The organism is Burkholderia stabilis (genome assembly GCF_001742165.1).
Lineage (GTDB): Bacteria > Pseudomonadota > Gammaproteobacteria > Burkholderiales > Burkholderiaceae > Burkholderia > Burkholderia stabilis.
On sequence record NZ_CP016442.1, the window covers coordinates 2633536 to 2659019 of the forward strand.

General features: G+C 67.4%; 24 protein-coding genes. 10 read left to right on the forward strand and 14 right to left on the reverse strand.

Annotation, left to right across the window (positions count from 1 at the left end):
* Positions 1–40: 40 nt before the first annotated feature.
* The 4 genes from prmC to BBJ41_RS12330 form a co-directional block, all read right to left on the reverse strand.
* On the reverse strand, positions 41–883 hold the full coding sequence (prmC, locus tag BBJ41_RS12315; RefSeq protein WP_069746629.1) for a peptide chain release factor N(5)-glutamine methyltransferase: 843 nt from the start codon (positions 881–883) through the stop codon (positions 41–43).
* 7 nt (positions 884–890) lie between these two features.
* Positions 891–1973, reverse strand: coding sequence for a peptide chain release factor 1 (prfA, locus tag BBJ41_RS12320; protein ID WP_069746630.1), 1083 nt, complete (start codon positions 1971–1973; stop codon positions 891–893).
* An 82-nt stretch (positions 1974–2055) separates the two neighbouring features.
* On the reverse strand, positions 2056–3354 hold the full coding sequence (gene hemA, locus BBJ41_RS12325; RefSeq protein WP_069746631.1) for a glutamyl-tRNA reductase: 1299 nt from the start codon (positions 3352–3354) through the stop codon (positions 2056–2058).
* Positions 3355–3380: 26 nt separating this feature from the next.
* On the reverse strand, positions 3381–4142 hold the full coding sequence (locus tag BBJ41_RS12330) for a response regulator transcription factor (RefSeq protein WP_069746632.1): 762 nt from the start codon (positions 4140–4142) through the stop codon (positions 3381–3383).
* A gap of 171 nt (positions 4143–4313) precedes the next feature.
* On the opposite strand from BBJ41_RS12330, the gene BBJ41_RS12335 reads away from it, so the two are divergent.
* From BBJ41_RS12335 to BBJ41_RS12350, 4 genes are read left to right on the forward strand one after another with little or no spacing between them, the layout of a single operon-like run.
* Positions 4314–4568, forward strand: coding sequence for a hypothetical protein (locus tag BBJ41_RS12335; protein WP_069746633.1), 255 nt, complete (start codon positions 4314–4316; stop codon positions 4566–4568).
* 18 nt (positions 4569–4586) lie between these two features.
* Entirely contained in the window at positions 4587–6401 is a 1815-nt protein-coding gene (locus tag BBJ41_RS12340; RefSeq protein ID WP_069746634.1) for an aminopeptidase P family protein, read from the forward strand.
* A gap of 55 nt (positions 6402–6456) precedes the next feature.
* Positions 6457–7008 (forward strand): cysteine hydrolase family protein, encoded by a 552-nt coding sequence (locus BBJ41_RS12345; RefSeq protein WP_069746635.1) that lies wholly within the window; start codon positions 6457–6459, stop codon positions 7006–7008.
* Entirely contained in the window at positions 7005–7628 is a 624-nt protein-coding gene (locus BBJ41_RS12350) for an HAD family hydrolase (protein ID WP_069746636.1), read from the forward strand. Before BBJ41_RS12345 ends, BBJ41_RS12350 begins: the two co-directional genes overlap by 4 nt.
* 140 nt (positions 7629–7768) lie before the next feature.
* Here BBJ41_RS12350 and ettA read toward each other — a convergent pair whose 3' ends face one another.
* From ettA to gcvA, 3 genes are all read right to left on the reverse strand, one after another.
* Entirely contained in the window at positions 7769–9436 is a 1668-nt protein-coding gene (gene ettA, locus BBJ41_RS12355; protein ID WP_014898224.1) for an energy-dependent translational throttle protein EttA, read from the reverse strand.
* Positions 9437–9626: 190 nt separating this feature from the next.
* Positions 9627–9935, reverse strand: a complete 309-nt coding sequence (locus tag BBJ41_RS12360) for a DUF3761 domain-containing protein (protein ID WP_069746637.1) — start codon at positions 9933–9935, stop codon at positions 9627–9629.
* A gap of 101 nt (positions 9936–10036) precedes the next feature.
* Entirely contained in the window at positions 10037–10954 is a 918-nt protein-coding gene (gcvA, locus tag BBJ41_RS12365; RefSeq protein WP_069746638.1) for a transcriptional regulator GcvA, read from the reverse strand.
* A 391-nt stretch (positions 10955–11345) separates the two neighbouring features.
* On the opposite strand from gcvA, the gene BBJ41_RS12370 reads away from it, so the two are divergent.
* Both BBJ41_RS12370 and gabP read left to right on the forward strand, forming a co-directional pair.
* Entirely contained in the window at positions 11346–11690 is a 345-nt protein-coding gene (locus BBJ41_RS12370) for an MmcQ/YjbR family DNA-binding protein (RefSeq protein WP_069746639.1), read from the forward strand.
* A 407-nt stretch (positions 11691–12097) separates the two neighbouring features.
* Positions 12098–13489 carry a GABA permease gene (gene gabP / locus BBJ41_RS12375; RefSeq protein ID WP_069746640.1) on the forward strand — a complete coding sequence of 464 codons (1392 nt, stop codon included), beginning with the start codon at positions 12098–12100 and terminating at the stop codon, positions 13487–13489.
* Positions 13490–13656: 167 nt separating this feature from the next.
* On the opposite strand, the gene ychF is transcribed toward gabP, so the two are convergent.
* The gene (ychF, locus tag BBJ41_RS12380; RefSeq protein ID WP_069746641.1) at positions 13657–14751 is read right to left on the reverse strand and encodes a redox-regulated ATPase YchF; all 1095 of its coding nucleotides are present in this window, start codon (positions 14749–14751) and stop codon (positions 13657–13659) included.
* A 246-nt stretch (positions 14752–14997) separates the two neighbouring features.
* On the opposite strand from ychF, the gene BBJ41_RS12385 reads away from it, so the two are divergent.
* From BBJ41_RS12385 to BBJ41_RS12400, 4 genes are all read left to right on the forward strand, one after another.
* Positions 14998–16176, forward strand: a complete 1179-nt coding sequence (locus BBJ41_RS12385; protein WP_069746642.1) for a UbiH/UbiF family hydroxylase — start codon at positions 14998–15000, stop codon at positions 16174–16176.
* Between the two features lie 90 nt (positions 16177–16266).
* Positions 16267–16995: a DsbC family protein gene (locus BBJ41_RS12390; protein ID WP_069746643.1), complete on the forward strand. Its 729-nt coding sequence runs from the start codon at positions 16267–16269 to the stop codon at positions 16993–16995.
* A 107-nt stretch (positions 16996–17102) separates the two neighbouring features.
* A complete protein-coding gene (locus BBJ41_RS12395) occupies positions 17103–18902 on the forward strand; it encodes a M61 family metallopeptidase (RefSeq protein ID WP_069746644.1) in 1800 nt (599 codons plus the stop codon).
* Between the two features lie 147 nt (positions 18903–19049).
* On the forward strand, positions 19050–19646 hold the full coding sequence (locus tag BBJ41_RS12400; protein WP_069746645.1) for an FMN-dependent NADH-azoreductase: 597 nt from the start codon (positions 19050–19052) through the stop codon (positions 19644–19646).
* Positions 19647–19755: 109 nt separating this feature from the next.
* Here the strand turns inward: BBJ41_RS12400 and BBJ41_RS12405 are convergent, their stop codons facing one another.
* Genes BBJ41_RS12405 through trpE form a run of 6 tightly spaced genes read right to left on the reverse strand, consistent with a single transcriptional unit; the run spans position 19756 to position 25255 of the window.
* A complete protein-coding gene (locus tag BBJ41_RS12405; RefSeq protein ID WP_069746646.1) occupies positions 19756–20658 on the reverse strand; it encodes a uracil-DNA glycosylase in 903 nt (300 codons plus the stop codon).
* A gap of 13 nt (positions 20659–20671) precedes the next feature.
* Positions 20672–21298 carry a CYTH domain-containing protein gene (locus BBJ41_RS12410; protein WP_069746647.1) on the reverse strand — a complete coding sequence of 209 codons (627 nt, stop codon included), beginning with the start codon at positions 21296–21298 and terminating at the stop codon, positions 20672–20674.
* Positions 21298–22083: an indole-3-glycerol phosphate synthase TrpC gene (gene trpC, locus BBJ41_RS12415; RefSeq protein ID WP_069746648.1), complete on the reverse strand. Its 786-nt coding sequence runs from the start codon at positions 22081–22083 to the stop codon at positions 21298–21300. The genes BBJ41_RS12410 and trpC overlap by 1 nt, the downstream gene beginning before the upstream one ends.
* Before the next feature lie 29 nt (positions 22084–22112).
* Positions 22113–23144 (reverse strand): anthranilate phosphoribosyltransferase, encoded by a 1032-nt coding sequence (trpD, locus tag BBJ41_RS12420; protein ID WP_069746649.1) that lies wholly within the window; start codon positions 23142–23144, stop codon positions 22113–22115.
* 13 nt (positions 23145–23157) lie between these two features.
* The gene (locus BBJ41_RS12425) at positions 23158–23748 is read right to left on the reverse strand and encodes an aminodeoxychorismate/anthranilate synthase component II (protein ID WP_069746650.1); all 591 of its coding nucleotides are present in this window, start codon (positions 23746–23748) and stop codon (positions 23158–23160) included.
* Positions 23749–23761: 13 nt separating this feature from the next.
* Entirely contained in the window at positions 23762–25255 is a 1494-nt protein-coding gene (gene trpE, locus BBJ41_RS12430) for an anthranilate synthase component I (protein WP_069746651.1), read from the reverse strand.
* Positions 25256–25484 lie beyond the last annotated feature (229 nt).

Below are 25484 nucleotides of genomic sequence, written 5' to 3' on the forward strand. Positions count from 1 at the left end.
GATCGAAATGATAGCGGATTTCAACCGGGCGGGCCGGGCATCAGCCCGGCAGGCGGCCGCCGGTCGTGCGTTCGATCGCGGCCAGATCGGCGAGCGATTCGACCGCGACGAAGCCGTGCGACAGGAGCAAGGCGCGCACGGCTTCGGCCTGGTCGTAGCCGTGCTCGATCCAGAGCGTGCCGCCCGGTTTCAGATACGTGCCGGCGCCCGCGACGATCGTGCGGATCGCGCTGAGGCCGTCGGCATCGTCGGTGAGCGCGCCGCGCGGCTCGAAACGCAGGTCGCCCTGCGCGAGGTGCGGATCGTGCTGCGCGATGTACGGCGGGTTGCTGACGATCGTGTCGAACGCGAGTGCCGGATCGAGTGCCGCGTACCAGTCGCTTTGCAGCCAGTGCAGCGGGCCGCCGGGGCGGTGCGCGTCGAGCAGCTTGTCGGCATTGCGCTGCGCGACCGCGAGTGCGGCCGGCGAACGGTCGAGCGCCCACACGCGCGCATCGGGACGCTCGGCGGCGATCGACACGGCGATCGCGCCGCTGCCGGTGCCGAGATCGAGCACGGCCGGCTGCGGCAGCCCGTCGATCGCATCGAGCGCGGCTTCGACGAGCAGTTCGGTTTCGGGGCGCGGGATCAGCACGTCGGGCGTCACGTCGAACGGCCGGCCGAAGAATTCGCGCATCCCGACGAGCTGCGCGACCGGTTCGCCGGCCACGCGGCGCGCTTCGAGCGCGCGGTAGCGTTCGACCGCGGCGGCGTCGAGCGGTGCGTCGCCGCGCGTGATCAGTTGCGTGCGGGTCCAGCCGAGCACATGCGCGAGCAGGATGCGCGCATCGACCGCGTCGAGCGGCGACGCACGCAGCAGTTCGTCGGCGGTGATGTCGGGCATCGCGACCTCAGTCGGTTTCGCCGAGCGACGCGAGCAGTTCGGCCTGGTGTTCAGTGACGAGCACGCCGATCAGTTCGTCGAGATCGCCGTCCATGATCGCCTCGAGCCGGTACAGCGTCAGGTTGATCCGGTGGTCGGTCATCCGGCCCTGCGGGAAGTTGTACGTGCGGATCCGCTCCGAGCGGTCGCCGGAGCCGATCAGGCTCTTGCGCGTCGCGGCTTCCTTCGCGTGCTGCTCGTGATACTGCTTGTCCTTGATGCGCGCGGCGAGCACCTTCAGCGCGCGATCCTTGTTCTTGTGCTGCGAACGGTCGTCCTGGCATTCGACGACGATTCCGGTCGGGATGTGCGTGACGCGCACCGCCGAATCCGTCTTGTTGATGTGCTGGCCGCCGGCGCCGGACGCGCGGAACGTGTCGATCCGCAAGTCGGCCGGATTGATCTCGATTTCGCCGATCTCGTCGGCTTCCGGCATCACCGCGACCGTGCACGCGGACGTATGGATGCGCCCCTGCGTCTCGGTCGCGGGCACGCGCTGCACGCGATGGCCGCCCGATTCGAACTTCAGGCGCGAGTACGCGCCCTGGCCCGCGATCCGCACGATCACTTCCTTGTAGCCGCCGAGGTCCGACGCGCTCTCCGACATCATCTCGACCTGCCAGCGCTGGCGTTCCGCGAAGCGCAGGTACATGCGCAGCAGGTCGCCCGCGAACAGCGCCGATTCGTCACCGCCCGTGCCCGCGCGGATTTCGAGGAAGATGTTGCGGTCGTCGTTCGGATCCTTCGGCAGCAGCATCTTCTGCAGCTCGACCTCGAGACGGGCCATGCTCTCGCGCGCGCTGCGGATCTCGTCTTCCGCGAAGTCGCGCATCGACAGATCGGCGAGCAGCTCCTGCGCGGCGGTTTCGTCGTTGCGCGACTGGCGCCACAGCGCGTATTGCTCGACCACCGGGCCGAGTTCCGCGTGTTCGCGCGTCAGCTTGCGGTACTGGTCGAGATCGGCCGTGACGTTTTCGCGGCTCAGCAGGTCGTTCAGTTCGGCCAGCCGTGTGGACAGCTGGTCGAGCTTGCGTTGCATGCTCGTCTTCATGGTGTGGAGCGGCGCTCCCGGGCAAGGGTATTCGGAAAGGATAGGCCGGCGCGCGGCCGGCGGCAGGGGCGACCGGCCGGCGCTAGTGGCCGGATTGGTCGTTCGAGCGCGGTGCGTGCTGGTAGAAGCCGCGCATCAGGTCGATCAGCGAATCGCGATCGGCGCCGTTCACGCGGTTGAGCGCGCTCGTCGGGCCGTGGATCAGCTTGTTGGTCAGCGCCTGCGACAGCGCTTCGAGCACGGCGGCCGGATCGTCGCCGCGCGCGAGCAGCTTCTGCGCCTTGTCGACTTCGGCGCGGCGCAGCGCGTCGGCCTGCGTATGCATGTGACGGATCACGGGCACGACGCTGCGAGTGTCGAGCCATTGCATGAAATTCTGCACGCGCGTCTCGATGATCGCTTCGGCTTGCGCAACCGCCGCCTGGCGCGATGCGTTGCCTTCGCGCACGATCGCGCCGAGATCGTCGACGGTGTACAGGAACACGTCCTTCAGCTTGCCGACTTCGGGCTCGATGTCACGCGGCACCGCGAGGTCGACCATGAAGATCGGCCGGTGGCGGCGCGCCTTCACCGCGCGCTCGACCGCGCCGAGGCCGATGATCGGCAGCGTCGACGCCGTGCAGGACACGATGATGTCGAATTCCTGCATGCGGGTCGGCAGATCCGCGAGCGGCATTGCACGGCCGTTGAAGCGTTCGGCGAGCCGCTGGCCGCGTTCGGCCGTGCGGTTCGCAACGACGAGTTCGCGCGGGCCTTGCGCGGCGAAGTGCGTCGCACACAGCTCGATCATCTCGCCGGCGCCGATGAACAGCACGCGCTGATCTGACACCTTTTCGAAGATGCGCTGCGCGAGGCGCACCGCGGCGGCAGCCATCGACACCGACTGCGTGCCGATCTCGGTCGTGCCGCGCACTTCCTTCGCCACCGCGAACGTGCGCTGGAACAACTGGTTCAGATAGGTGCCGAGCGCGCCGGCTTCCGTCGCGGTACGAACGGCGTCCTTCATCTGGCCCAGAATCTGGGTTTCGCCGAGCACCATCGAATCGAGGCCGGATGCCACGCGGAATGCATGCCGGACCGCTTCCGACTGCGGCAGCGCATACACGTGAGGTGCGAGCTCGTCGACCGGAATCCGGTGATACTCCGACAGCCAGCGGACCGCGCCTTCGCGCGCCGCGCGATCATCGGTCGCGCAATACAGTTCGGTGCGGTTGCAGGTGGAGAGGATCGCCGCTTCGGGCGTATTGGGCGCCTGGGGCCCGAGAAACACGTTCTTGAACGTGACGAGAGCCGGCTTGATCTGCTCGAGCGGAAACGCCACGCGTTCGCGCAAGGCGACAGGCGCAGTGTGATGATTGATTCCGATCGTGAGGAGTTGCATATCGAGGGCTATCGTTTAGCCCCATATTATAGCGTTTCAGCGATTTCCTCACTCGCCGCATACCGGGCATCAGCGTGGCGGGGCCGGGAATTTGGGGGCTCGACCGGCACGCGATCGAGCTGATAGCCGTAGCCGTAGAGCGGCAACAGCCGGTAGCCGCGCTCCGGAAGCAGCTGTAACTTGCTGCGCAGCCGTGACGCGTGCGTGTCGAGCGTGCGCGACTTCATGTCGCGGCGGCGGGCCCATACCGTTTCGAGGATATGGGCGCGCGACACGGGCCGCGACAGGTTCGCGAACAGCAATTGCGCGAAGCGGAACTCCTTGGGCGTGAGCGAAACGGTCGCTTCGCCGAAGCGCACGAGGCAGTGCGTGGCGTCGAATGCGTATTCGCCATACATTTCGCGCGAGCGGGTGGGCGGCCGGCGCACGCCGGCGCGCCGGCTCAGCGCGTTGACGCGCGCGAGCAGTTCGGGCCCGCTCACGGGGCGCACGAGGCAATCGTCGGCGCCTGCGTGCAGGCACGATACGATTTCGCTTTCGCGCGGCAATTGCATCACGGCGATGGCCGGCAGCCCGGGCAGGATCGTCTGCGCACGCGGAATGACCTCTTCGGCCGGCTGGTCGCCGGCCCAGTTGCCGGTGATCAGCATGTCGCAGGTGTCGGTGGCGAGCCATTCGAAGAATGCCGCGCTGGACGGAAACGCGTGGCACACATGACCGCCTGCGAAGAGCAGGCGGTTCAGGAGTGCGGCATGACGCGCCTCCGGATCGATCAGAGCGATTCGCATGAGAGTTTCTTCAAAACAGCAGCCGGTGCCCGCTTGCCATAACGTCGAGTCGGCCCCTACACTCGAATGTTCGCGGCGCCCGGCTGGTCTCGGGTTCGATGGATGAATCGATGCTAGCCGCTGGCAACGTTCACGCCTATGGGACGAATCTGAATTTGTAGAAGGCGTCGAATGAACTGGTTTGGAATCCTTGTCCTGGGAGCGGCCGTCGGGCTGTTCGGCCGATGGCTGCATCCGATGCGGCGCACGGGCCGGCCGGCGTGGTGGATCGCGGTGCTCGTCGGCATCGCGGGCGCGGCCGCCGCCCGAATGGCCGGCAATCTCTCGGGACTGTTTTACGATGGCGAGACGCTCGAATGGCCGGTCTGCACCGGCGTCGCGTTCCTCGCCGTAGCCGTGACGGTCGCGTGGTCGGCCCGTCGCTGAATGCTCTCAGGTGAAATCATGAATGCCCGTCTTCCCGAAGTCTCGCCGGTGCCGGCCCGCCTTGCGCTGCTGCGCGGTGCCATGGCCCGCGAGGACCTGGCCGCCTATCTCGTGCCGTCCGCCGATCCCCATCTGTCCGAGTACCTGCCCGAACGCTGGCAGGCCCGCCGCTGGCTGTCCGGTTTCACGGGCTCGGTCGGCACGCTGGTCGTGACCGCGGATTTCGCGGGGTTGTGGGTCGATAGCCGCTACTGGGTGCAGGCCGACGCCGAGCTGGCCGGCACGGGCGTGCAGCTGATGAAGATGACGGGCGGGCAGCAGAGCGCGCCGCACGTCGACTGGCTCGCGCAGAACGTGGCGGCGGGCGCGACGGTCGGCGTCGACGGCGCCGTGCTCGGCGTTGCGGCCGCACGCGGGCTGACGGCCGCGCTGAGCGCGCGCGGCATCGCGCTGCGCACGGATCTCGACCTGCTCGACGCGATCTGGCCCGAGCGGCCGGGGTTGCCCGGCGACGCGGTGTTCGAACATGCGGCGCCGCAGGCCGACACGACGCGCGCGAGCAAGCTGGCCGAAGTGCGCCGCGCGATGCACGCGCAGGGCGCGCAGTGGCATTTCGTGTCGACGCTCGACGATCTCGCGTGGCTCTTCAACCTGCGCGGCGCCGACGTCAACTTCAATCCGGTATTCGTTGCGCACGCAATGATCGGCGCCGATCGCGCGACCTTGTTCGTCGCCGACGGCAAGGTGTCGCCGGCGCTGGCCGCGTCGCTCGCGAAGGACGGCGTCGACGTCCGCGCCTACGACGCCGCGCGCGCATCGCTTGCCGCGCTGCCCGATGGCGCGACGCTGCTGGTCGACCCGCGCCGCGTGACGTTCGGCACGCTCGAGGCCGTGCCGGCCGGCGTGAAACTCGTCGAGGCCGTGAATCCGTCGACGTTCGCGAAGTCGCGCAAGACGTCCACCGAGATCGAGCACGTGCGCGTGACGATGGAGCACGACGGCGCTGCGCTCGCCGAATTCTTCGCCTGGTTCGAAAAGGCCGTGAACCGCGAGACGATCACCGAACTGACGATCGAGGAGAAGCTCACGGCCGCGCGCGCACGGCGCCCCGGTTACGTGTCGCCGAGCTTCGCGACGATCGCCGGCTTCAACGCGAACGGCGCGATGCCGCACTATCACGCGACGCCCGAGTCGCACGCGACGATCGCCGGCGACGGCCTGCTGCTGATCGATTCGGGCGGCCAGTACATGACGGGCACGACCGACATCACGCGCGTCGTGCCGGTCGGCACCGTCAGCGACCTGCAGCGCCGCGATTTCACGATCGTGCTGAAATCGATGATGGCGCTGTCGCGTGCCCGTTTCCCGCGCGGCATCCGCTCGCCGATGCTCGATGCGATCGCGCGTGCGCCGATGTGGGCGGCCGGGCTCGACTACGGCCACGGCACGGGGCATGGCGTCGGCTATTTCCTGAACGTGCACGAAGGCCCGCAGGTCATCTCGCACTACGCGCCGGCCGAGCCGTACACGGCGATGGAAGAGGGCATGATCACGTCGATCGAGCCGGGCGTGTACCGCCCCGGCCAGTGGGGCATCCGGATCGAGAACCTGGTCGTGAACCGCGCGGCCGGGCAGACCGAGTTCGGCGATTTCCTCGCGTTCGAGACGCTGACGCTGTGCCCGATCGACACGCGCTGCGTGCTGATCGAAATGCTGCATGACGAAGAGCGCGCGTGGCTGAACACGTATCACGCGACGGTGCGCGAGCGCGTCGGCCGGCACCTGAGCGGTGACGCGAAGGCGTGGCTCGATATGCGCACGCAACCGATCTGACGCAACGCGCGGCAACGGCCGGACGACGGCCGGACAACAACGGAGAGGGCAACCGATGGCGGACACAGCAGTGATCGTGGTCGACATGCAGCGCGGGCTGGTGGAGCGGGCGCAGCCCGCCTACCGGCTCGACGATGTCGTGTCGGGCATCAACCGGCTGACGGCGGCGGCGCGCGCGGCGAACGCGCCCGTGTGCTTCGTGCAGCACGACGGCGACGCGGACGACGACATCGTGCCCGGTACGCCGGGCTGGGCGCTGCATGCGGGGCTGGTCGTCGGAAGCGACGACTGGCGCGTGCGCAAGCAGGTGAGCGATTCGTTCCACGATACGCCGCTCGCGGCGCTGCTCGATCGCGAGGGCGTCCGTTCGGTGCTGATCTGCGGTTATGCGACCGAATTCTGCGTCGATTCGGCCGCGCGCCGTGCGGCGCTGCTCGGCTACCGGACGACCGTCGTGTCCGACCTGCACACGACGAACGAGCGCGCGCACCTGTCGGCCGAGCAGATCGTCGCGCATCACCACTTCGTGTGGAAAAACAATTCGCTGTCGGGCAACGCGGTGACACCGCGTCCGCTCGCCGACGTGCTCGCCACGGAGTTCGCATGACGATCAAGGCAGTGGTATTCGATTTCGGCGGCGTGCTGATCGACTGGAGCCCCGATTACCTTTACCGGCAACTGATTCCCGACGACGCCGAGCGTCGCTGGTTCCTCACGAACGTCTGCGCGATGGACTGGGTGGTCCGCCAGGACGGCGGGCAGACGATCGAAGAGGGCACGGCCGAGCTCGTCGCGAAGTTTCCGGAGCACGAGCCGCTGATCCGCGCGTTCTATGCGCGCTGGCACGAGATGATCGGCGGCGTGATCGACGAGGGTGCCGCGCTCGTCGACCGGCTGGACGCGCAGGGGATGCCGCTGTTCGGGCTGACGAACTGGTCTGCGCAGACGTTTCCGTATGCGTGGGACAACTTCCCGGTCCTGCGGCGCTTCAAGGACATCGTCGTGTCGGGCCGCGTGAAGCTCATCAAGCCCGATCCGGCGATCTACCACGAGATGCACGCGCGGATCGATCCGCACCTGCCGGGCATCGCGCCGCACGAGCTGGTGTTCATCGACGACAACGCGAAGAACGCCGCGGCCGCGACGGCGCTCGGCTGGCACGGCATTCATCACACGAGTGCGGCGGCGACCGAGGCGCGGCTGCGCGAGCTGGGCGCGCTCGCGTAGGCAGCGCGCGAATCGCCGGCAGATAAAAAAAGCGGGCCAAAAAGGCCCGCTTTTTCGTTTTGCCGGTCCGAAAGGGCGGCGGCCACCTTCGGCGCCGGCCCCGCGTTGCCGCAAGTGCCGGGCGCCCGGGCCGCGCCGCTTCAGCGGCTGATCGGCTTGTAGCGCAGCCGCTTCGGCTTCGCGGCTTCTTCGCCGAGGCGCGCGCGCTTGTCGGCTTCGTACTCCTGGTAGTTGCCGTCGAAGAACGTGACCTGCGAATCGCCTTCGAACGCGAGGATGTGCGTCGCGATCCGGTCGAGGAACCAGCGATCGTGCGAGATCACCATCACCGAGCCGGCGAATTCGAGCAGCGCGTCTTCCAGCGCGCGCAGCGTTTCGACGTCGAGGTCGTTCGACGGTTCGTCGAGCAGCAGCACGTTGCCGCCGGAGATCAGCGTCTTCGCGAGGTGCAGGCGGCCGCGTTCGCCGCCGGACAGGTTGCCGACGATCTTCTGCTGGTCGCCGCCCTTGAAGTTGAAGCGGCCGATGTACGCGCGCGACGGCGTCTCGTACTTGCCGACCGTCAGCACGTCGGCGCCGCCCGAGATTTCCTCGAACACCGTCTTCGTGCCGTCGAGCGCATCGCGGCTCTGGTCGACGTACGCGAGCTTCACCGTCGGGCCCATCACGACTTCGCCCGAATCCGGTTGCTCCTTGCCCGTCAGCATCCGGAACAGCGTCGACTTGCCGGCGCCGTTCGGGCCGATGATGCCGACGATCGCGCCGGCCGGGATCTTCAGATTCAGGTTGTCGATCAGCAGGCGGTCGCCGAACGCCTTGCTGACGTTCTTGAACTCGATCACTTCATTGCCGAGGCGGTCGCCCACCGGAATGAAGATTTCCTGCGTTTCGTTGCGCTTCTGGTATTCCTGGCTGTTCAGCTCCTCGAAGCGTGCGATACGCGCCTTCGACTTCGCCTGGCGGCCCTTCGGGTTCTGGCGCACCCACTCCAGTTCCTTCTTGATCGCCTTCTGGCGCGCCGATTCCGACGCTTCTTCCTGCTTCAGGCGCTCTTCCTTCTGGTCGAGCCAGCTGCTGTAGTTGCCCTTCCACGGAATGCCGTGGCCGCGGTCGAGTTCGAGAATCCACTCGGCTGCGTTGTCGAGGAAGTAGCGATCGTGCGTGACGGCGACGACGGTGCCCGGGAAGCGCACGAGGAACTGTTCGAGCCAGTCGACCGATTCGGCGTCGAGGTGGTTGGTCGGTTCGTCGAGCAGCAGCATGTCCGGCTTTTCGAGCAGCAGCTTGCACAGCGCGACGCGGCGCTTTTCGCCGCCCGACAGGTGCTCGATCTTCGCGTCCCACGCCGGCAGGCGCAGCGCGTCGGCGGCCACTTCGAGCTGCTGCTCGGGGCTGCCGCCGTCGCTCGATGCGAGGATCGCTTCGTACTTCGCCTGTTCGGCCGCGAGCGCGTCGAAATCGGCGTCCGGCTCGGCGTACGCCGCGTAGATTTCCTCGAGCTTCTTGTTGGCCTGGAACAGGTCGCCGAGACCGTCCTCGACGGCTTCGCGCACGGTCTTCGTCGGGTCGAGCTGCGGTTCCTGCGGCAGGTAGCCGATGTTCAGGTTCGGCATCGGCGTCGCTTCGCCTTCGATGTCCTTGTCGACGCCCGCCATGATGCGGATCAGCGTCGACTTGCCCGAGCCGTTCAGGCCGAGCACGCCGATCTTCGCGCCGGGAAAGAACGACAGCGAGATGTCCTTCAGGATCTGGCGCTTGGGCGGCACGATCTTGCCGACCCGGTTCATCGTGAAAACGTATTGGGCCATTTCGGTGTGAAAGTCAGAAGTGGTTGAGACTGCCGCGCAGCGCGCTGGCGGGGCGGCGTCGGGTGATTCGGTACGGAGCGTGCCGCGCGGGGCGCGGCGGCTGTCGCCGCGTGTCGGCGGCGCGAGCGCGTATTGTACTTCGCCGCCGCGTGCCGCTGGCGCGGCGCATCGGCATTCGGGCACGCCGCGCTCACAGCCACGCGGCGACGCCGCCGTGTCCCGAGCACGTGCCGCGGCGGTGGCGGCTGAAGCTGTACGCGCCGTCGCGGCAGCGCGCGCTCGCGCCTTCGGGCACGCGGCCCGATTTCGAATGCGCGGGTGCGTGCACGGATTCGCCGTCGCGGTTGCGATACGTGTCGTGGCGGTCGAGATCGGCTTCGTTGCCGTAGCCGGGCGGCGCGCGGTAGGCGTACGCCGGATGGGGCAGGGTGGCGCACGCGGCGAAGAGCGCGGCCGACAGGGTTGCGATGCGCGTCGCGCGGCGCAGCAGGGCAGGCATGGTCTCTCTCGTTCGGTATGTTGTTGTCGATGGCGGGCCGCTCGCCCGCGCCGCATGTTAGCCGATCGGTTCTGGATCGTCGCTGGCGCAGCGAAGCGGCGTTACGCCGCGCCCGACATCGACGCCGCGCCGTCGGCCTGCGCGGCGTCGAGAATCCAGCGGCGGAATGCGGCGACCTTCGGCCGTTCGGCGTGGTGCGGCGGATAGACGAGGTAGTACGCGAAATCGTCGAGCCACGCGACGTCGGCGAGCTGCACGAGCCGGCCGCTGGCCAGCTCGCCGCGCACCATCGCGGCCGGCAGCAGCCCGGCGCCCTGGCCGGCGACGATCGCCTGCAGCAGCAGGCCCGAATCATCGAACGCGGGGCCGCGCGGCGGCCCGAAATCGTCGATCCGCTGCGCGCCGAACCAGATGTGCCAGCCCTTGCGCTCGGCGTCGTGCAGGTGCGGCCAGCCGACGAGATCGGCGGGCGTCGCCGGCATGCCGAGCCGCGCGACGAGCTCGGGCGACGCGAGCGCGACGATTTCCACCGTCAGCAGGCGCTCGCTGCACAGCCCGATGTAGCGCCCGAGGCCGTGGCGGATCGCGACGTCGACGCCGTCGCGCGAGAAATCCGCGAGCGCGTGGCTCGTGACGACCTGCAGGTCGACGTCCGGGCACGCGTGCCGGAACTGCGCGAGGCGCGGGACGAGCCATGCGGACGCGAAGAACGGCGTGACGCTCACCGTCAGCACGCCGCTGTCGGCGGCGCCCGACACGCGCTGCGACGCATCGGCGATCTGCCGGAACGCGTTGCGCACGGGCGGCAGGTAGTCGCGGCCGGCGGCCGTGAGCAGGATGCCGCGGTTGACGCGCTCGAACAGCTGCACGCCGAGATGCGTCTCGAGCGTGCGGATCATCTGGCTCACCGCGCCGGGCGTGACCGACAACTCCTCGGCCGCCGATTTCACCGACAGGTGTCGAGCGGCTGCTTCGAATGCACGCAGCGCGTTCAGCGGCGGCAGGCGGGAACGATTCATTGAGTTTTTCTAAAGCGAAAGGCCGACGAAATATCGTTTGAGGCGACGTGTACGCGCGAGTACCGTTCTCGCATCGGATCGTATTCTGCGTGGCTGCGTTTCGGCGGCCGATGCGATCAACATAGTTCAACTATATCCACGAGGCAATCCGGACGCCGCCCGGCGGCCGGTGCGATCTGAGAGGAGCACCGTCATGAACCGCCCGGGCGCATCGCGCCTCTTCTATGGCTGGTACGTGGTTGCGGCCGCGTTCGCCGTCACGTTCGTCGGGTTCGGCAGCGCATATACGTTCAGCGCGTCCGGCGGATAGGCGCACCCGGCTGGGTGCGCCGAGCGATTTCGGTTACGGTAGCCGGACCGTCAACCATCGACGAACGGTCGGGGAGGCATCGTGACATTCGACGAAGTCCGGGAGATCGCACTGGCGTGGCGCGGCGTGGAGGAGGGCACGTCGTACGGCACGCCCGCGCTCAAGGTGAAAGGCAAGATGCTCGCGCGGCTGCGCGAGGACGGCGACACGCTGGTCGTGAAGGGCGTCGGCTCCGACGAGCGTGCGTGGCTGATCGAATCGGAACCCGACGTGTATTACGTGACCGATCACTACGTGGGCTGGCCGATCGTGCTGGTGCGCCTGTCGGCCGCGCATCCCGACGCCGTGAAAAACCTGCTTCTGCGAGAATGGCGCGCCATCGTGCCGGCCAAATGGCGGGACGAAGCGGCGGGTGACGTGAAGTAGCGATCCGGCATCCGGCGCGATGCCGGGTGGCCCGTAACGGCTCGCGGGCAGGTGTCGAACCGGATCAAGCGTTGCATCGATTTGCATCGATGCAACAAGTGGTTCCATCGAAATTCTTCAATTGGTTCTTAGTGACGAACCGTTTGATGCTTACACTCCTCCGCTTCGAAGGCGGCTGACGAAAGCCGACGGAAAGAGCGCACGCGATGCGCCGGCGCCTCGTGCGCCGCATCGCTCCCGCAGCTTCGCAGACTGCGCGGCGCGCCACCCCGGAACGGCCCCCGGTCCGGCCTCGGGCCTGCATGCGATGCAGGCGCCGCGCCCGGCCCGGTTCAAGAACGACAACTCCCCGCGCCGCCTTCACGCGACACCCGGTCATGCCGGAACCGTTTTTTGGAGAGAGACAGATGAGTGGAAGCAACACAGGCCTCGGCACCGGCCTGAAGCAGCGTCACGTGACGATGATGTCGATTGCCGGCGTCATCGGCGCAGGCTTGTTCGTCGGGTCCGGTCACGCGATCGCGGAAGCCGGCCCGGCATCGATACTCGCGTATGCGATCGCGGGCGTGCTGGTCGTACTGGTGATGCGCATGCTCGGCGAGATGGCCGTCGCGCATCCGGACAGCGGATCGTTCTCGACCTATGCCGATCGCGCGATCGGCCACTGGGCCGGCTTCACGATCGGCTGGCTGTACTGGTGGTTCTGGGTGCTCGTGATCCCGATCGAGGCGACGGCCGCCGCGACCATCCTCAATGCATGGTTCCCCGGCGTCGCGACCTGGATCTTCGCGCTCGGCATCACGCTGCTGCTGACCATCACCAACCTCTTTTCCGTCAAGAACTACGGCGAATTCGAATTCTGGTTCGCGCTGATCAAGGTCGTCGCGATCGTCGTGTTCCTGTGCATCGGCGGCGCGGCGATCGTCGGGATCATCCCCGCGCCGGCCGTATCGGGCGTGTCGAACCTGTTTGCGCATCAAGGCTTCATGCCGAACGGCGCCGGCGCGGTGCTCGCGGCGATGCTGACGACGATGTTCTCGTTCCTCGGCACCGAGATCGTGACGATCGCGGCCGCCGAATCGGACAACCCGCAACGCCAGATCGTGCGTGCGACCAACTCGGTGATCTGGCGTATCACGCTGTTCTATCTCGGCTCGATCCTGATCGTCGCGGCCATCGTGCCGTGGAACGACCCGCTGCTGCCGAAGCACGGTTCGTATCAACGTGCGATGGAGCTGATCGGCATCCCGAACGCGAAGGCGATCATCGACGTGATCGTGCTCGTGTCGGTCGCGAGCTGCCTGAATTCGGCGCTCTACACGGCTTCGCGGATGCTGTTCTCGCTGTCCAGGCGCAAGGACGCGCCCGCGTTCCTGCATCGCACCGATTCGACCGGCACGCCGCGCGCGGCCGTGCTCGCGTCGACCGCGTTCGGCTTCGTGACCGTGATCGCGAACTACCTGATGCCGGAACAGGTGTTTGGCTTCCTGCTCGCGACGTCGGGCGCGATCGCGCTGCTCGTGTATCTGGTGATCGCGATCTCGCAGCTGCGGATGCGCCGGACGCTCGAATCGACCGGCGCCGACCTGACGCTGCGGATGTGGCTGTTCCCGTGGCTCACGTGGGCGGTGATCCTGTTCATCTGCGGCACGCTGACCGTGATGTTCGTCAGCGAGGAGCACCGGATGGAGGTGGGCGCGACGGCCGTGCTGGCGTTGATCGTGGTGTTTGCTGCGTGGCTGAACAAGCGCGGCCGCGATGCGCAGGCGAGTGCGGGGCGGCGCGTGTCGGCGACGTGACGAAGTAACGAAGCGGCGGCGGGCGCGAAGCGTTCGCCGCCGGCCGGCGGGGCGATCCCGCCATGATAAATGGCCCGACGGCGTTTGCCGGTCGGGCCATTTTTTCGTGCCGGAGCACGCGTTGCGCGGTGCCGTGCGGATCGCACGGCACCGCGCCGATGCAGATATCAGACGTTGAACAGGAAGTTCATCACGTCGCCGTCGTGCACGACATATTCCTTCCCTTCCGCGCGCATCTTCCCGGCTTCCTTCGCGCCTTGCTCGCCCTTGTACGTGACGTAGTCGTCGAACGCGATCGTCTGCGCGCGGATGAAGCCGCGCTCGAAATCGGTGTGGATCACGCCGGCCGCTTGCGGCGCCGTATCGCCGATATGGATCGTCCACGCGCGCACTTCCTTCACGCCCGCGGTGAAATACGTCTGCAGGCCGAGCAGCTTGAAGCCTGCGCGGATCACGCGGTCGAGGCCCGGCTCTTCCATGCCCATGTCGGCAAGGAACGCTTCCTTGTCGGCATCGTCGAGATCGGCGATTTCCGCTTCGATCGCCGCGCACACGGCGACCACCGGCGCGTTCTCGCTTTCCGCATACTTGCGCACCGCATCGAGGTGCGGGTTGTTCTGGAAGCCGTCGTCCTTCACGTTGGCCACGTACATCGTGGGCTTCGCGGTGATCAGGCAGAACGGCTTGAGCAGCGCCTCTTCGTCGTCCGACAGCGCGAGGCCGCGCACGGCCTTGCCCTGGTCGAGTTGTGCGCGCACCTTGTCGAGCACCGCGACGAGCTTGCCCGCTTCCTTGTCGTTGCCCGACTTCGCCGCCTTCGAATAGCGCGTGAGCGCCTTCTCGACGGTGCCGAGGTCGGCGAGCGCGAGTTCGGTGTTGATCACTTCGATGTCGTCGATCGGGCTGACCTTGCCGGCGACGTGGATGACGTTCTCGTCCTCGAAGCAGCGCACGACGTGCGTGATCGCGTCGGTTTCGCGGATGTTCGCGAGGAACTGGTTGCCGAGGCCTTCACCCTTGCTCGCGCCTGCGACGAGGCCGGCGATGTCGACGAATTCGACGACGGCCGGCACGACACGCTCGGGCTTGACGATCTCGGAGAGCGCTTTCAGGCGCGTATCAGGCACTTCGACGATGCCGACGTTCGGCTCGATCGTGCAGAACGGGTAGTTCTCGGCGGCGATGCCGGCCTTGGTCAGCGCATTGAACAGGGTGGACTTGCCGACGTTGGGCAAGCCGACGATGCCGCATTTGAGACTCATGGAATCCTTCGGACGGGTGGGGCGGCGCGGCCGGACAGGGCACGGCGGCGCGGGAAAAAAGGGCGGCTGGCGCGCGGGGCGCGGCGGGCCGACGGTCAAAGACGCTATTGTACCGTGCCGACGCCCCGGTTTCCGGGCTTGTGCCGAACGGCCGATGCGGCGGGCCGCCGCGCCGCCGTGTCCGCGCGCGATTCTGCTGATTTCCCGCAAAGTCCGGCCGCGTAAGGGTTTGGCCCCGCGGCTATAATGCCCGCCATGACTGCCCACCATACCTTCGACGTCGCCGTGGTCGGCGGCGGGCTCGTCGGCAAGACGGCCGCGCTCGCACTGACCCAGTCCGGCTACAAGACAGCCTTGCTCGCCCAGCCGGCCACGCCGCGCCCCGCCGATCTCGCGTTCGACACGCGCGTGTACGCGCTGTCCTCCAGTTCGCAGGCGTTGCTCGAGCGGCTGCGGGTCTGGCAGGCGCTCGACCACGGCCGGCTCGCGCCGGTCTACGACATGCGCGTGTACGGCGACGCGCACGCGGAACTGCATTTCTCCGCATACCAGGCCTCCGTGCCGCAGCTTGCGTGGATCGCCGAATCGTCGCTGGTCGAAAGCGCGCTCGACGCCGCGCTGCGGTTCCAGCCGAACCTCACGTGGTTCGATGCGCGCGCACAGGGCTTCGACGTGCGCACCGATGCGGCCGTGCTGACGCTGTCGTCGGGGCAGGTGCTCGAAGCCGACCTGATCGTCGGCGCGGACGGCGCGCATTCGTGGGTGCGCTCCCAAATGGGGGCCAAGGTCGAACGGCGCGATTACCGGCAGACGGGCGTCGTCGCGAACTTCAAGGCGTCGCTGCCGCATCGCGAGACGGCCTACCAGTGGTTCCACGAAGGCGAGATCGTCGCGCTGCTGCCGCTGCCGGACGGCCACGTGTCGCTGGTCTGGTCCGCGCACACCGCGCATGCGGACGAATTGCTCGCGCTCGATCCGGCGCAGCTCGCGGCCGAGGTCGAGCGCGTGTCGCACGGCCAGGTCGGCACGCTCGAATGCGTGACGCCGGCCGCCGGCTTCCCGCTGGCGCTGCAGACGGTCGACAAGTTGATCGCGCCGCGCGTCGCGCTCGTCGGCGATGCCGCGCACCTGATTCACCCGCTCGCGGGGCAGGGGATGAACCTCGGGCTGCGCGACGTCGCGGCGCTCGCCGATGCGATCGCAGGCAAGGAAAGCTTCCGCAACCTCGGCGATACGGTGCTGCTGCGCCGCTACGAGCGTTCGCGCCGCGAGGACATCCGCGCGCTGATGGTCGCGACCGACGGCCTGCAGCGGCTGTTCGCGGTGCCGGGCCCGCTCGCGAAGGCGGTACGCAATGCGGGCATGGCTTTCGTCGGTGCGCAGCCGTTCGTGAAGCGCTGGCTCGTGTCCTCCGCGCTCGGTTGAGCGAACCTTCGGCCGTATCGCCGGTCGGACTCGGTTCCGTTACGGCGTACACTGTGCCGTGCACTCCGATTGAGCTGAAGGAAGATTTCGATGAAAAAAACGATCCGCATCGCGTCGCTGGCGCTGGCCGTCACGATGGCGACGCTGGGCTGCACCGCGCAGGCCGACCAAACCACCGACAAGCTGAAAGCCACGCTGCAGGCCCGTCTCGGCAACGACGCGCCGATCAAGAGCGTGTCGAAATCGCCGGTCGCGGGCCTGTACGAAGTGAACCTCGGCTCGCAGATCATCTATAGCGACGCGGCGGGCGACTACGTGCTGCTCGGCGATCTCGTCGACACCAAGACGCACAAGAACCTGACCGACGCACGCCTGTCCGAGATCAACAAGATCGACTTCGCGAGCCTGCCGTTCGCGAATGCGATCAAGGTCGTGAAGGGCAACGGCGCACGCAAGATCGCAGTGTTCTCCGATCCGAACTGCCCGTACTGCAAGAAACTCGAGACGACGCTGCAGTCGATCGACAACGTGACCGTCTACACGTTCCTGTACCCGGTGCTGTCGCCGGATTCGACCGCGAAGTCGAAGGCGATCTGGTGCGCGACCGACCGCGCGAAAACGTGGCAGAGCTGGATGCTCGACCATCGCGCGCCGTCCGGCGCCGGCACCTGCGACACCACCGCGCTCGACAAGAACCTCGCGCTCGGCCGCGGGATGAACGTCACGGGCACGCCGACGATCTTCCTGCCGGACGGCCGCCGCCTGCCGGGCGCTGTCTCGGCCGACCAGCTCAATCAGGCGCTCGCCTCGAGCAAGTAACCGACCGACACGCCGGGCCGCATGGCCCGGCCAGCGAGGGGCGCCCGCATGATCTGCCGGCGCCTCTCTTCGTTTTCGCCGCCGTATTCGACCGACCGATTGCCACGATGACCCAGCCGATCCGCTATTCGATTGCCCCGAAAGATCTTGCCGCGCACCTGTTCGAAGTGACGGTGACGGTCGCCGATCCTGATCCCGAAGGCCAGCGCTTCTCGCTGCCCGTGTGGATTCCGGGCAGCTACCTCGTGCGCGAGTTCGCGCGCAACATCGTGACGCTCGGCGCGTTCAACGACGCGGGCCGCAAGGTGCGGATCGCGAAGACCGACAAGCACACGTGGCAGGCCGCGCCCGTGACCGGCGCGCTGACGCTGCGCTACGACGTGTATGCGTGGGACCTGTCGGTGCGCTCCGCGTATCTCGACGAAGCGGGCGGCTTTTTCAACGCGACGGCCGTGTTCCTGAGCGTCGCCGGCCGCGAGGATGCACCGTGCGAAGTGGACATCGCGAAACCGGCCGGCCCGGCGTTCCGCGCATGGCGCGTCGGCACCGCGCTGCCCGAGGCGCGCGGCACGAAGCGCTACGGTTTCGGCGCGTATCGCGCAGCGAACTACGACGAGCTCGCCGACCATCCGGTGACGATCGGCGAATTCGCGCTCGCGACGTTCGACGCGCACGGCGTGCCGCACGACATCGTGATCGCGGGGCGCGTGACGCAGCTCGACATGGAGCGGCTGCGTACCGACCTGAAGCGCGTGTGCGAAGCGCAGATCGCGTTGTTCGAGCCGAAATCGAAGAAGGCGCCGATGGACCGCTACGTGTTCATGACGCTCGCGGTCAGCGACGGCTACGGCGGCCTCGAGCATCGTGCGTCGACCGCGCTGATCTGCAACCGCACCGACCTACCGGTGAAGGGGCGGCCCGAAACGACGGAAGGCTACCGCACGTATCTCGGCCTCTGCAGCCACGAATACTTCCACACGTGGAACGTGAAGCGCATCAAGCCGGCCGCGTTCGTGCCGTACGACCTGGCGCGCGAGAACTACACGTCGCTGCTGTGGCTGTTCGAAGGTTTCACGTCCTATTACGACGACCTGATGCTCGTGCGCAGCGGGCTGATGTCGCAGGACGAATATTTCGCGGCGCTCGGCCGCACGATCGGCGGCGTGCTGCGCGGCACGGGCCGGCTCAAGCAGAGCGTCGCGGAAAGCTCGTTCGACGCGTGGATCAAGTACTACCGCCAGGACGAGAACGCGACCAACGCGATCGTCAGCTACTACACGAAGGGTTCGCTCGTCGCGCTCGCGTTCGATCTCGCGATCCGCGCGCAGACGCGCAACCGGAAGTCGCTCGACGACGTGATGCGCCTGCTGTGGCAACGCTACGGCCGCGATTTCTACCGCGGCAAGCAGGCGGGCGTCGCGGAAAACGAAGTCGAGGCGCTGATCGAGGAAGCGACCGGCGTCGCGCTCGGCCGCCTGTTCGCCGATGCCGTGCACGGCACGCGCGACCTGCCGCTCGGCGAGCTGCTCGAGCCGTTCGGCGTGACGCTCGCACCCGATGTCGCGACCGGCGCAGCCGCGAAGCCGACGATCGGCGCGCGCCTGCGCGGCGGTGCGGATTGCACGTTCGCGGCGGTCTACGAAGGCGGCGCCGCGCATCGCGCGGGGCTGTCGGCCGGGGACACGCTGATCGCGCTCGACGGGCTGCGCGTCACGGGCACGAACCTCGACGCGCTGCTCGCGCGCTACCGGCCGGGCGACAAGGTCGAGCTTCACGCTTTCCGCCGTGACGAGCTGCGCACCGCGAAACTGAAGCTCGATGGCCCGGAAGTCACGCGCTACCGGCTGACGGCGGCAGCGAAGCCGGCTGTGCTTTCCAAGGCCCGGGAAGCCTGGCTGAAGGGCTGAACACGCGGTCGCGGGAATCGGGGCGCGATCCTGGATTGTTCTGCTGCTGCAACAATCCGTCGCCCTGAACCCGCTTTTTCGCGGTCATGCGGCCACGCACAATGGCGTCACTCGCGCTACCGAAGCGCAACCCAACCGGAGCATGACATGACGACCATTCTGCAAATCAATTCCGCCGCGCGTTCGCAAGGTGCGCAATCCACGCTGCTGGCCAACGAACTGACGGCAAAGCTGCAACAATCGAACCCCGGCGCGAACGTCGTGGTTCGCGACCTGCTGGCCGATGCGCTGCCGCACCTCGACGAATCGGTGCTCGGCGCGTTCTTCACGCCGGCCGACAAGCGCACCGCGGAGCAGAATGCGATCGTCGCGAAGAGCGACGCGCTGATCGCCGAGCTGCAAGCCGCCGACATCATCGTGATCGGCGCGCCGATGTACAACTTCGGCATCTCGTCGCAACTGAAGACGTACTTCGACTGGATCGCACGTGCAGGCGTCACGTTCCGCTACACCGAGAACGGTCCGGAAGGCCTGATCAAGGGCAAGAAGGTTCACGTCGTGACGGCCCGCGGCGGCAAGTACGCCGGCACGCCGAACGACAGCCAGACGCCGTACCTGCGCACGTTCCTCGGCTTCGTCGGCATGACCGACGTGAGCTTCATCTTCGCGGAAGGCCTGAACCTCGGGCCGGATGCGCAGAACGCCGCGCTCGCCAGCGCCCGCGAAGCGATCGCCGCCGCGTAAGGTTGACGCAGGTGCGCCGCACCTGCTGCATCGTTCGATAAAAAACGCCGCGTCCCGGAAGGGGCGCGGCGTTTTTGCATTCAGGCCGGCAAGTGAACCGGCGCGGCCGTTACGCGAGCGTTTCGGCCACTTCCGGCAGGCGCCAGTCGATCGGCTCGCGGCTTGCTTCGACGAGATAGTCGTTCGCGAGCGCGAAATGACGGCAGCCGAGGAAGCCGCGGTGCGCGGACAGCGGTGACGGATGCGGCGCTTCGAGCACGCAATGCGCGCTCGCATCGAACAGCGCGCGCTTCGCCTGCGCGTGCGCGCCCCACAGCATGAACACGAGCCCGCGATGGCGGCCGGCGAGTTCGCGGATCAGCGTGTCCGTGCATTGCTCCCAGCCGCGCTTCGCGTGGCTCGCGGCCGCGCCGCGCTCGACCGTCAGCACGGTGTTGAGCAGCAGCACGCCCTGACGCGCCCACGTGTCGAGACAGCCGTGACGCGGCGTGTCGTGACCGAAGTTCGCGGCGATTTCCTTGAAGATGTTGCGCAGCGACGGCGGCGTGCGGACGGCCGGCGGCACCGAGAATGCGAGGCCGTGCGCCTGCGGCGTGCCGCGATCGTCGCCGTGGTACGGATCCTGGCCGAGGATCACGACCTTCACGTCGTCCGGGCTCGTCAGGCGCAGCGCGCGAAAGACGTCGGTCGGGTAGACCGTCTTGCCGGCCGCGCGCTCGTCGTCGACGAAGCGGCACAGCGGCGCGTACGCGTCGCTGTCGGTAAAGGGCTTCAGCACGTCGCGCCAGACGGTCGGCAGCGCATCGAATTGCGCGGCGAGGTGCGGGACGTCGGCGGCAACGGGCTGTGGCGTGGCGGACGGAGCCGGCGCGTCAGCCTTCTTCGCGGGCTTGCGCTTGGCGGCGGGCGGCGCGGAAGCCGGGGACGGAGTATCGGCCGGTGCCGTTTCCGGCACGGGATCGTCGAACAGCGACGCTTGTTGCGGCGCGCGGGAAGTCTTGCGGGTTGCCATGCGTGATGCGAGTTTATTGCGCGCGCAGCCGGTAGCCGCGCTGCGCCTTGCTGATGTTTTCGGGAACGAGGCCCGGCAGCGCTTGCTGCAGTTCGGCGGCGAGCGTCGCGAGCGCCGCTTCCGGGCCGTCGATCAGTTCGAGTTCGATTTCGCTGATCGGTTCGCGGCGCGTTTCGTTTTCCGCCTGGACGACGATTTCGCCGAGGTCCACAGCGGCTTCGACGGTCGCGCCGCCGATTGCGATGCGCCACAGCGTACGCGAAAAATCCGTGCGGAACAGCGCGTACAGTGCACCGGCCGCATCGCTCAGTGCGGCGGCGGCTTCCGGCACGTCGCAGGCCGCGACGAGCGCATCGATTTCGAGCGCGTCGCCGGCCACGGGCAGTTCCCATTCGTGGCGGCGATGCAGCCCGCCTTCCGCGCTGCCGACCGTCTTGAACGTCTGCAGCCAGCCTTGCGGCGCGCGGCGCACGCGCACCGCGCTCTTCGAGCGGGCCAGCGCGAGATCGGGCGTGTCGTAATAGACGTTCGCGAGCGTGATGTCGTGACCGGGTTCGCCGGTCAGCGTCTCGAAGAAGCTCCGCGCGGCATCGGCCTGGCCGGCCGGCAGCGCGAGCTTGATTTCCTGTTCGATCGCCATCAGAAGAACATCCGCGCGAGTTCCTCGCCCGGCTGCTCGGCGCGCATGAACGCTTCGCCGACGAGGAACGTGTTCACGTTCGCCGCGCGCATCGTGTCGACGTCGGTGCGCGATAGGATCCCCGATTCGGTCACGACGATGCGGTCCGCCGGGATCATGTCGAGCATGTCGAGCGTGGTCTGGATCGACGTCTCGAACGTGCGCAGGTTGCGGTTGTTGATGCCGAGCAGCGGCGTCTTGAGCGTCAGCGCCTGTTCCATCTCGTGGCGGTCGTGCACTTCGACCAGCACCGCGAGGCCGAGCGAGTGCGCATACGCTTCGAGATCCTGCATCAGCGGCGTGTCGAGCGCGGCGGCGATCAGCAGGATCGCGTCGGCGCCCATCGCGCGCGCTTCGACGATCTGATATGCGTCGACTATGAAGTCCTTGCGCAGCACGGGTAGCGTGCAGGCCGCGCGCGCTTCCTCGAGATAGCGCACGCCGCCCTGGAAGAACTGCTCGTCGGTCAGTACCGACAGGCACGCGGCGCCGTGCGTCGCATACGAGCGCGCGATGTCGGCCGGCACGAAATGCTCGCGCAGCACGCCCTTCGACGGGCTCGCTTTCTTGATTTCGGCGATCACGGCCGCGTTGCCTGCCGCGTGCTTCGCGCGCAGCGCGCCGACGAAGTCGCGCAGGTCGCGTGCGGATGCTTCCAGTTTCAGCGCCTCGAGCGGCGTGCTGCGCAGGGCCGCCGCGACTTCTTCGCGCTTGACGGCAATGATTCGGTCGAGAATGTCGCTCATGTGGGTTCCTGCTTGATTCGTAAGGGGAGTCAGCGCTTGAACTGCTGCGTGAAGCGCACGAGTTCGTCGACTTTCGCGCGGGCCTTGCCGCTCGCGATCGCTTCGCGTGCGAGCTGGATGCCGTCCGCGATCGATTCGGCGACGTTCGCCGCATAGAGCGCGGTGCCCGAATTCAGCGTGACGATCTCGCGCGCGACACCCGGCTGGTTGTCCAGCGCGCCGAGCAGCATCGTGCGCGATTCGTCGGCATTTTCCACCTTCAGCGTGCGGTTCGACACCATCTGCAGGCCGAAGTCCTCCGGATGGACCTCGTATTCGTGCACCTTGCCGTCGCGCAATTCGCCGACGAGCGTCGCGGCGCCGAGCGACACCTCGTCCATCCCGTCCTTGCCGTAGACGACGAGCACGTGCTGCGCGCCGAGGCGCTGCATCACGCGCACCTGGATGCCGACGAGGTCGGGGTGGAACACGCCCATCAACTGGTTCGGCGCGCCGGCCGGATTGGTCAGCGGGCCGAGGATGTTGAAGATCGTGCGCACGCCGAGCTCGCGGCGCACGGCCGCAATGTTCTTCATCGCCGGATGATGGTTCGGCGCGAACATGAAGCCCATGCCCGTTTCGGCGATCGACGCGGCAACCTGGTCGGATTGCAGGTCGATGTTCACGCCGAGCGCTTCGAGCACGTCGGCGCTGCCGGACTTGCTCGATACGCCGCGGTTGCCGTGCTTCGCGACCTTCGCGCCGGCCGCCGCCGTGACGAACATCGACGCGGTCGAGATGTTGAAGGTGTGCGAGCCGTCGCCGCCGGTGCCGACGATGTCGACGAAGTTCGAGTTGTCCTGCACCTCGACGTGGTTCGCGAATTCGCGCATCACGGTCGCGGCGGCGGCGATCTCGCCGATCGTCTCCTTCTTCACGCGCAGCCCGGTGATGATCGCGGCGGCCATCACGGGCGACATGTCGCCGCGCATGATGAGCCGCATCAGGTGCAGCATCTCGTCGTGGAAGATTTCGCGGTGTTCGATCGTGCGCTGCAGCGCTTCCTGCGGGGTAATCGTCATCGTGCAGCTCCCGTCAGGCGGCGTGCGCAGTCGCGGCGCGCGCCTGCTTCAGGAAATTCTCGAGCAGCGCGTGGCCGTGCTCCGACAGGATCGATTCCGGGTGGAACTGCACGCCTTCGATCGGCAGCGTCTTGTGGCGCACGCCCATGATTTCGCCGTCGTCGGTCCATGCGGAAATCTCAAGGCAGTCGGGCAGCGATTCGCGCTCGATCGCGAGCGAGTGGTAGCGCGTGACGTCGAAATGCTTCGGCAGGTCGGCGAACACGCCGCGGCAGTCGGTTTCGATCCGGCTCACCTTGCCGTGCATGATGGTCGTCGCGCGTACGACGCGGCCACCGAATGCTTCGCCGATCGCCTGATGGCCGAGGCACACGCCGAGGATCGGCTTCTTGTCCGCGAATTCGCGCAGTACGTCGAGCGTGATGCCCGCATGCTGCGGGTTGCTCGGGCCGGGCGACAGGCAGATCGTGTCGGGATTCAGGCGCGCGATCTCGTCGAGCGTGATTTCGTCGTTGCGGTACGTGCGCACGTCCTCGCCCAGTTCGCCGAAGTACTGGACCAGGTTGTAGGTGAACGAGTCGTAGTTGTCGATCATGAGCAGCATGGTCAGTCTCCGGTCAGAAGTCGCTATCGAGGCCGTCCTGGACCTGTTCGGCCGCACGCAGCACCGCGCGCGCCTTGTTCTCGGTCTCTTGCCATTCGGATTCGGGCACCGAATCCGCGACGACGCCGGCCGCCGCTTGCACATACAGGTTGCCGTTGTGGATCAGGCCGGTGCGGATCGCGATCGCGAGATCCATCTCGCCCGAGAACGACAGGTAGCCGACCGCGCCGCCGTACAGCCCGCGCTTGATCGGCTCGAGCTCGTCGATCAGCTCCATCGCGCGCACCTTCGGCGCGCCGGACAGCGTGCCGGCCGGGAACGTCGCGCGCAGTACGTCGTAGTTCGTCATGCCGGGCTTCAGCTTGCCTTCGACCGAGCTGACGATGTGCTGCACGTGCGAGTACTTCTCGATGACCATCTTGTCGGTCACCTGCACCGAGCCGATTTCGGCGATGCGGCCGACGTCGTTGCGCGCGAGATCGATCAGCATCACGTGCTCGGCGATCTCCTTCGGATCGTTGAGCAGCTCGGTCGCGAGTTCCGCGTCGCGCTCGGGCGTGTTGCCGCGCGGGCGCGTGCCGGCGAGCGGGCGGATCGTGACGATCTGGTCTTCGCCGCGCTTTTCCTGGCGCACGAGGATTTCCGGCGATGCGCCGACCACGTGGAAATCGCCGAAGTTGTAGTAGTACATGTACGGCGACGGATTCAGCGAACGCAGCGCGCGGTACAGCGACAGCGGATTGTCGCGGTACGGCTTCGTCAGCCGCTGGCCGACCTGGATCTGCATCAGCTCGCCGGCCGCGATGTATTCCTTCGCCTGGCGCACGGCGGCCAGATAGTCTTCTTTCTTGAATTCGCGGAACGTCTCGGTGCGCACGCTCGCCGACGTGACGGGCGGCTGCACGGTCGTGCGCAGGCGCTGCTTCAGTTCGCGCAGGCGCTGTTTGGCCTTCGCGTAGGCTTCCGGCTGGCCCGGGTCCGCGTAGATGATCAGGTACAGCTTGCCGGCGAGGTTGTCGATCACGGCGACTTCCTCGGTCAGCAGCAGCTGGATGTCGGGCAGGCCGAGATCGTCGCGCGGCGCGGTGTTCGCGAGCTTCTTCTCGATGTAGCGCACCGCGTCGTAGCCGAAATAGCCGGCGAGGCCGCCGCAGAAACGCGGCAGGCCCGGGCGCTGCGCCACCTTGAAGCGCGCCTGGAACGATTCGATGAACTGGAACGGGTCGGTGTCGTGCGTCTCGACGACTTGCCCGTCGCGCACGACTTCCGACACGCCGTTGCGGGTGCGCACGAGCGTGCGTGCGGGCAGCCCGATGAACGAATAGCGGCCGAAGCGTTCGCCGCCGACCACCGATTCGAGCAGGAACGAGTTGGCGCCCGCGCGTTCGGGCTGGGCCAGCTTCAGGTAGAGGGACAGCGGCGTTTCGAGATCGGCGAGGGCTTCCGCGATCAGCGGGATGCGGTTGTAGCCTTCGTTCGCGAGCGATTGGAATTCGAGTTCGGTCATGTTCCGGTCCTGTTCGGGACGAGCGGCGCGTGCGCCAGGGATCACTTGACGTTGCGCGGGTAGCCGTCGGCGAAAGGGCGGTCGATCGAGAAGTGCCTGTTGCCGGCCGGCACTCCGGGCGTGAACGTCGCGAGCCTGCGGCCGGCCCTGAACGCAAGCGTTCGGACGCGGTAGAACTCGAGGTGGTGCGACGATCGGCGCGCGGATGCGCAGCGAGATAAAAAACGGC

Coding starts and splice junctions, on each gene's coding strand:
- prmC (WP_069746629.1), bottom strand. CDS start 883: ATGCCCGACATCACCGCCGACGAACTGCTGCGTGCGTCGCCGCTCGAC.
- prfA (WP_069746630.1), bottom strand. CDS start 1,973: ATGAAGACGAGCATGCAACGCAAGCTCGACCAGCTGTCCACACGGCTG.
- hemA (WP_069746631.1), bottom strand. CDS start 3,354: ATGCAACTCCTCACGATCGGAATCAATCATCACACTGCGCCTGTCGCC.
- BBJ41_RS12330 (WP_069746632.1), bottom strand. CDS start 4,142: ATGCGAATCGCTCTGATCGATCCGGAGGCGCGTCATGCCGCACTCCTG.
- BBJ41_RS12335 (WP_069746633.1), top strand. CDS start 4,314: ATGAACTGGTTTGGAATCCTTGTCCTGGGAGCGGCCGTCGGGCTGTTC.
- BBJ41_RS12340 (WP_069746634.1), top strand. CDS start 4,587: ATGAATGCCCGTCTTCCCGAAGTCTCGCCGGTGCCGGCCCGCCTTGCG.
- BBJ41_RS12345 (WP_069746635.1), top strand. CDS start 6,457: ATGGCGGACACAGCAGTGATCGTGGTCGACATGCAGCGCGGGCTGGTG.
- BBJ41_RS12350 (WP_069746636.1), top strand. CDS start 7,005: ATGACGATCAAGGCAGTGGTATTCGATTTCGGCGGCGTGCTGATCGAC.
- ettA (WP_014898224.1), bottom strand. CDS start 9,436: ATGGCCCAATACGTTTTCACGATGAACCGGGTCGGCAAGATCGTGCCG.
- BBJ41_RS12360 (WP_069746637.1), bottom strand. CDS start 9,935: ATGCCTGCCCTGCTGCGCCGCGCGACGCGCATCGCAACCCTGTCGGCC.
- gcvA (WP_069746638.1), bottom strand. CDS start 10,954: ATGAATCGTTCCCGCCTGCCGCCGCTGAACGCGCTGCGTGCATTCGAA.
- gabP (WP_069746640.1), top strand. CDS start 12,098: ATGAGTGGAAGCAACACAGGCCTCGGCACCGGCCTGAAGCAGCGTCAC.
- ychF (WP_069746641.1), bottom strand. CDS start 14,751: ATGAGTCTCAAATGCGGCATCGTCGGCTTGCCCAACGTCGGCAAGTCC.
- BBJ41_RS12385 (WP_069746642.1), top strand. CDS start 14,998: ATGCCCGCCATGACTGCCCACCATACCTTCGACGTCGCCGTGGTCGGC.
- BBJ41_RS12390 (WP_069746643.1), top strand. CDS start 16,267: ATGAAAAAAACGATCCGCATCGCGTCGCTGGCGCTGGCCGTCACGATG.
- BBJ41_RS12395 (WP_069746644.1), top strand. CDS start 17,103: ATGACCCAGCCGATCCGCTATTCGATTGCCCCGAAAGATCTTGCCGCG.
- BBJ41_RS12400 (WP_069746645.1), top strand. CDS start 19,050: ATGACGACCATTCTGCAAATCAATTCCGCCGCGCGTTCGCAAGGTGCG.
- BBJ41_RS12405 (WP_069746646.1), bottom strand. CDS start 20,658: ATGGCAACCCGCAAGACTTCCCGCGCGCCGCAACAAGCGTCGCTGTTC.
- BBJ41_RS12410 (WP_069746647.1), bottom strand. CDS start 21,298: ATGGCGATCGAACAGGAAATCAAGCTCGCGCTGCCGGCCGGCCAGGCC.
- trpC (WP_069746648.1), bottom strand. CDS start 22,083: ATGAGCGACATTCTCGACCGAATCATTGCCGTCAAGCGCGAAGAAGTC.
- trpD (WP_069746649.1), bottom strand. CDS start 23,144: ATGACGATTACCCCGCAGGAAGCGCTGCAGCGCACGATCGAACACCGC.
- BBJ41_RS12425 (WP_069746650.1), bottom strand. CDS start 23,748: ATGCTGCTCATGATCGACAACTACGACTCGTTCACCTACAACCTGGTC.
- trpE (WP_069746651.1), bottom strand. CDS start 25,255: ATGACCGAACTCGAATTCCAATCGCTCGCGAACGAAGGCTACAACCGC.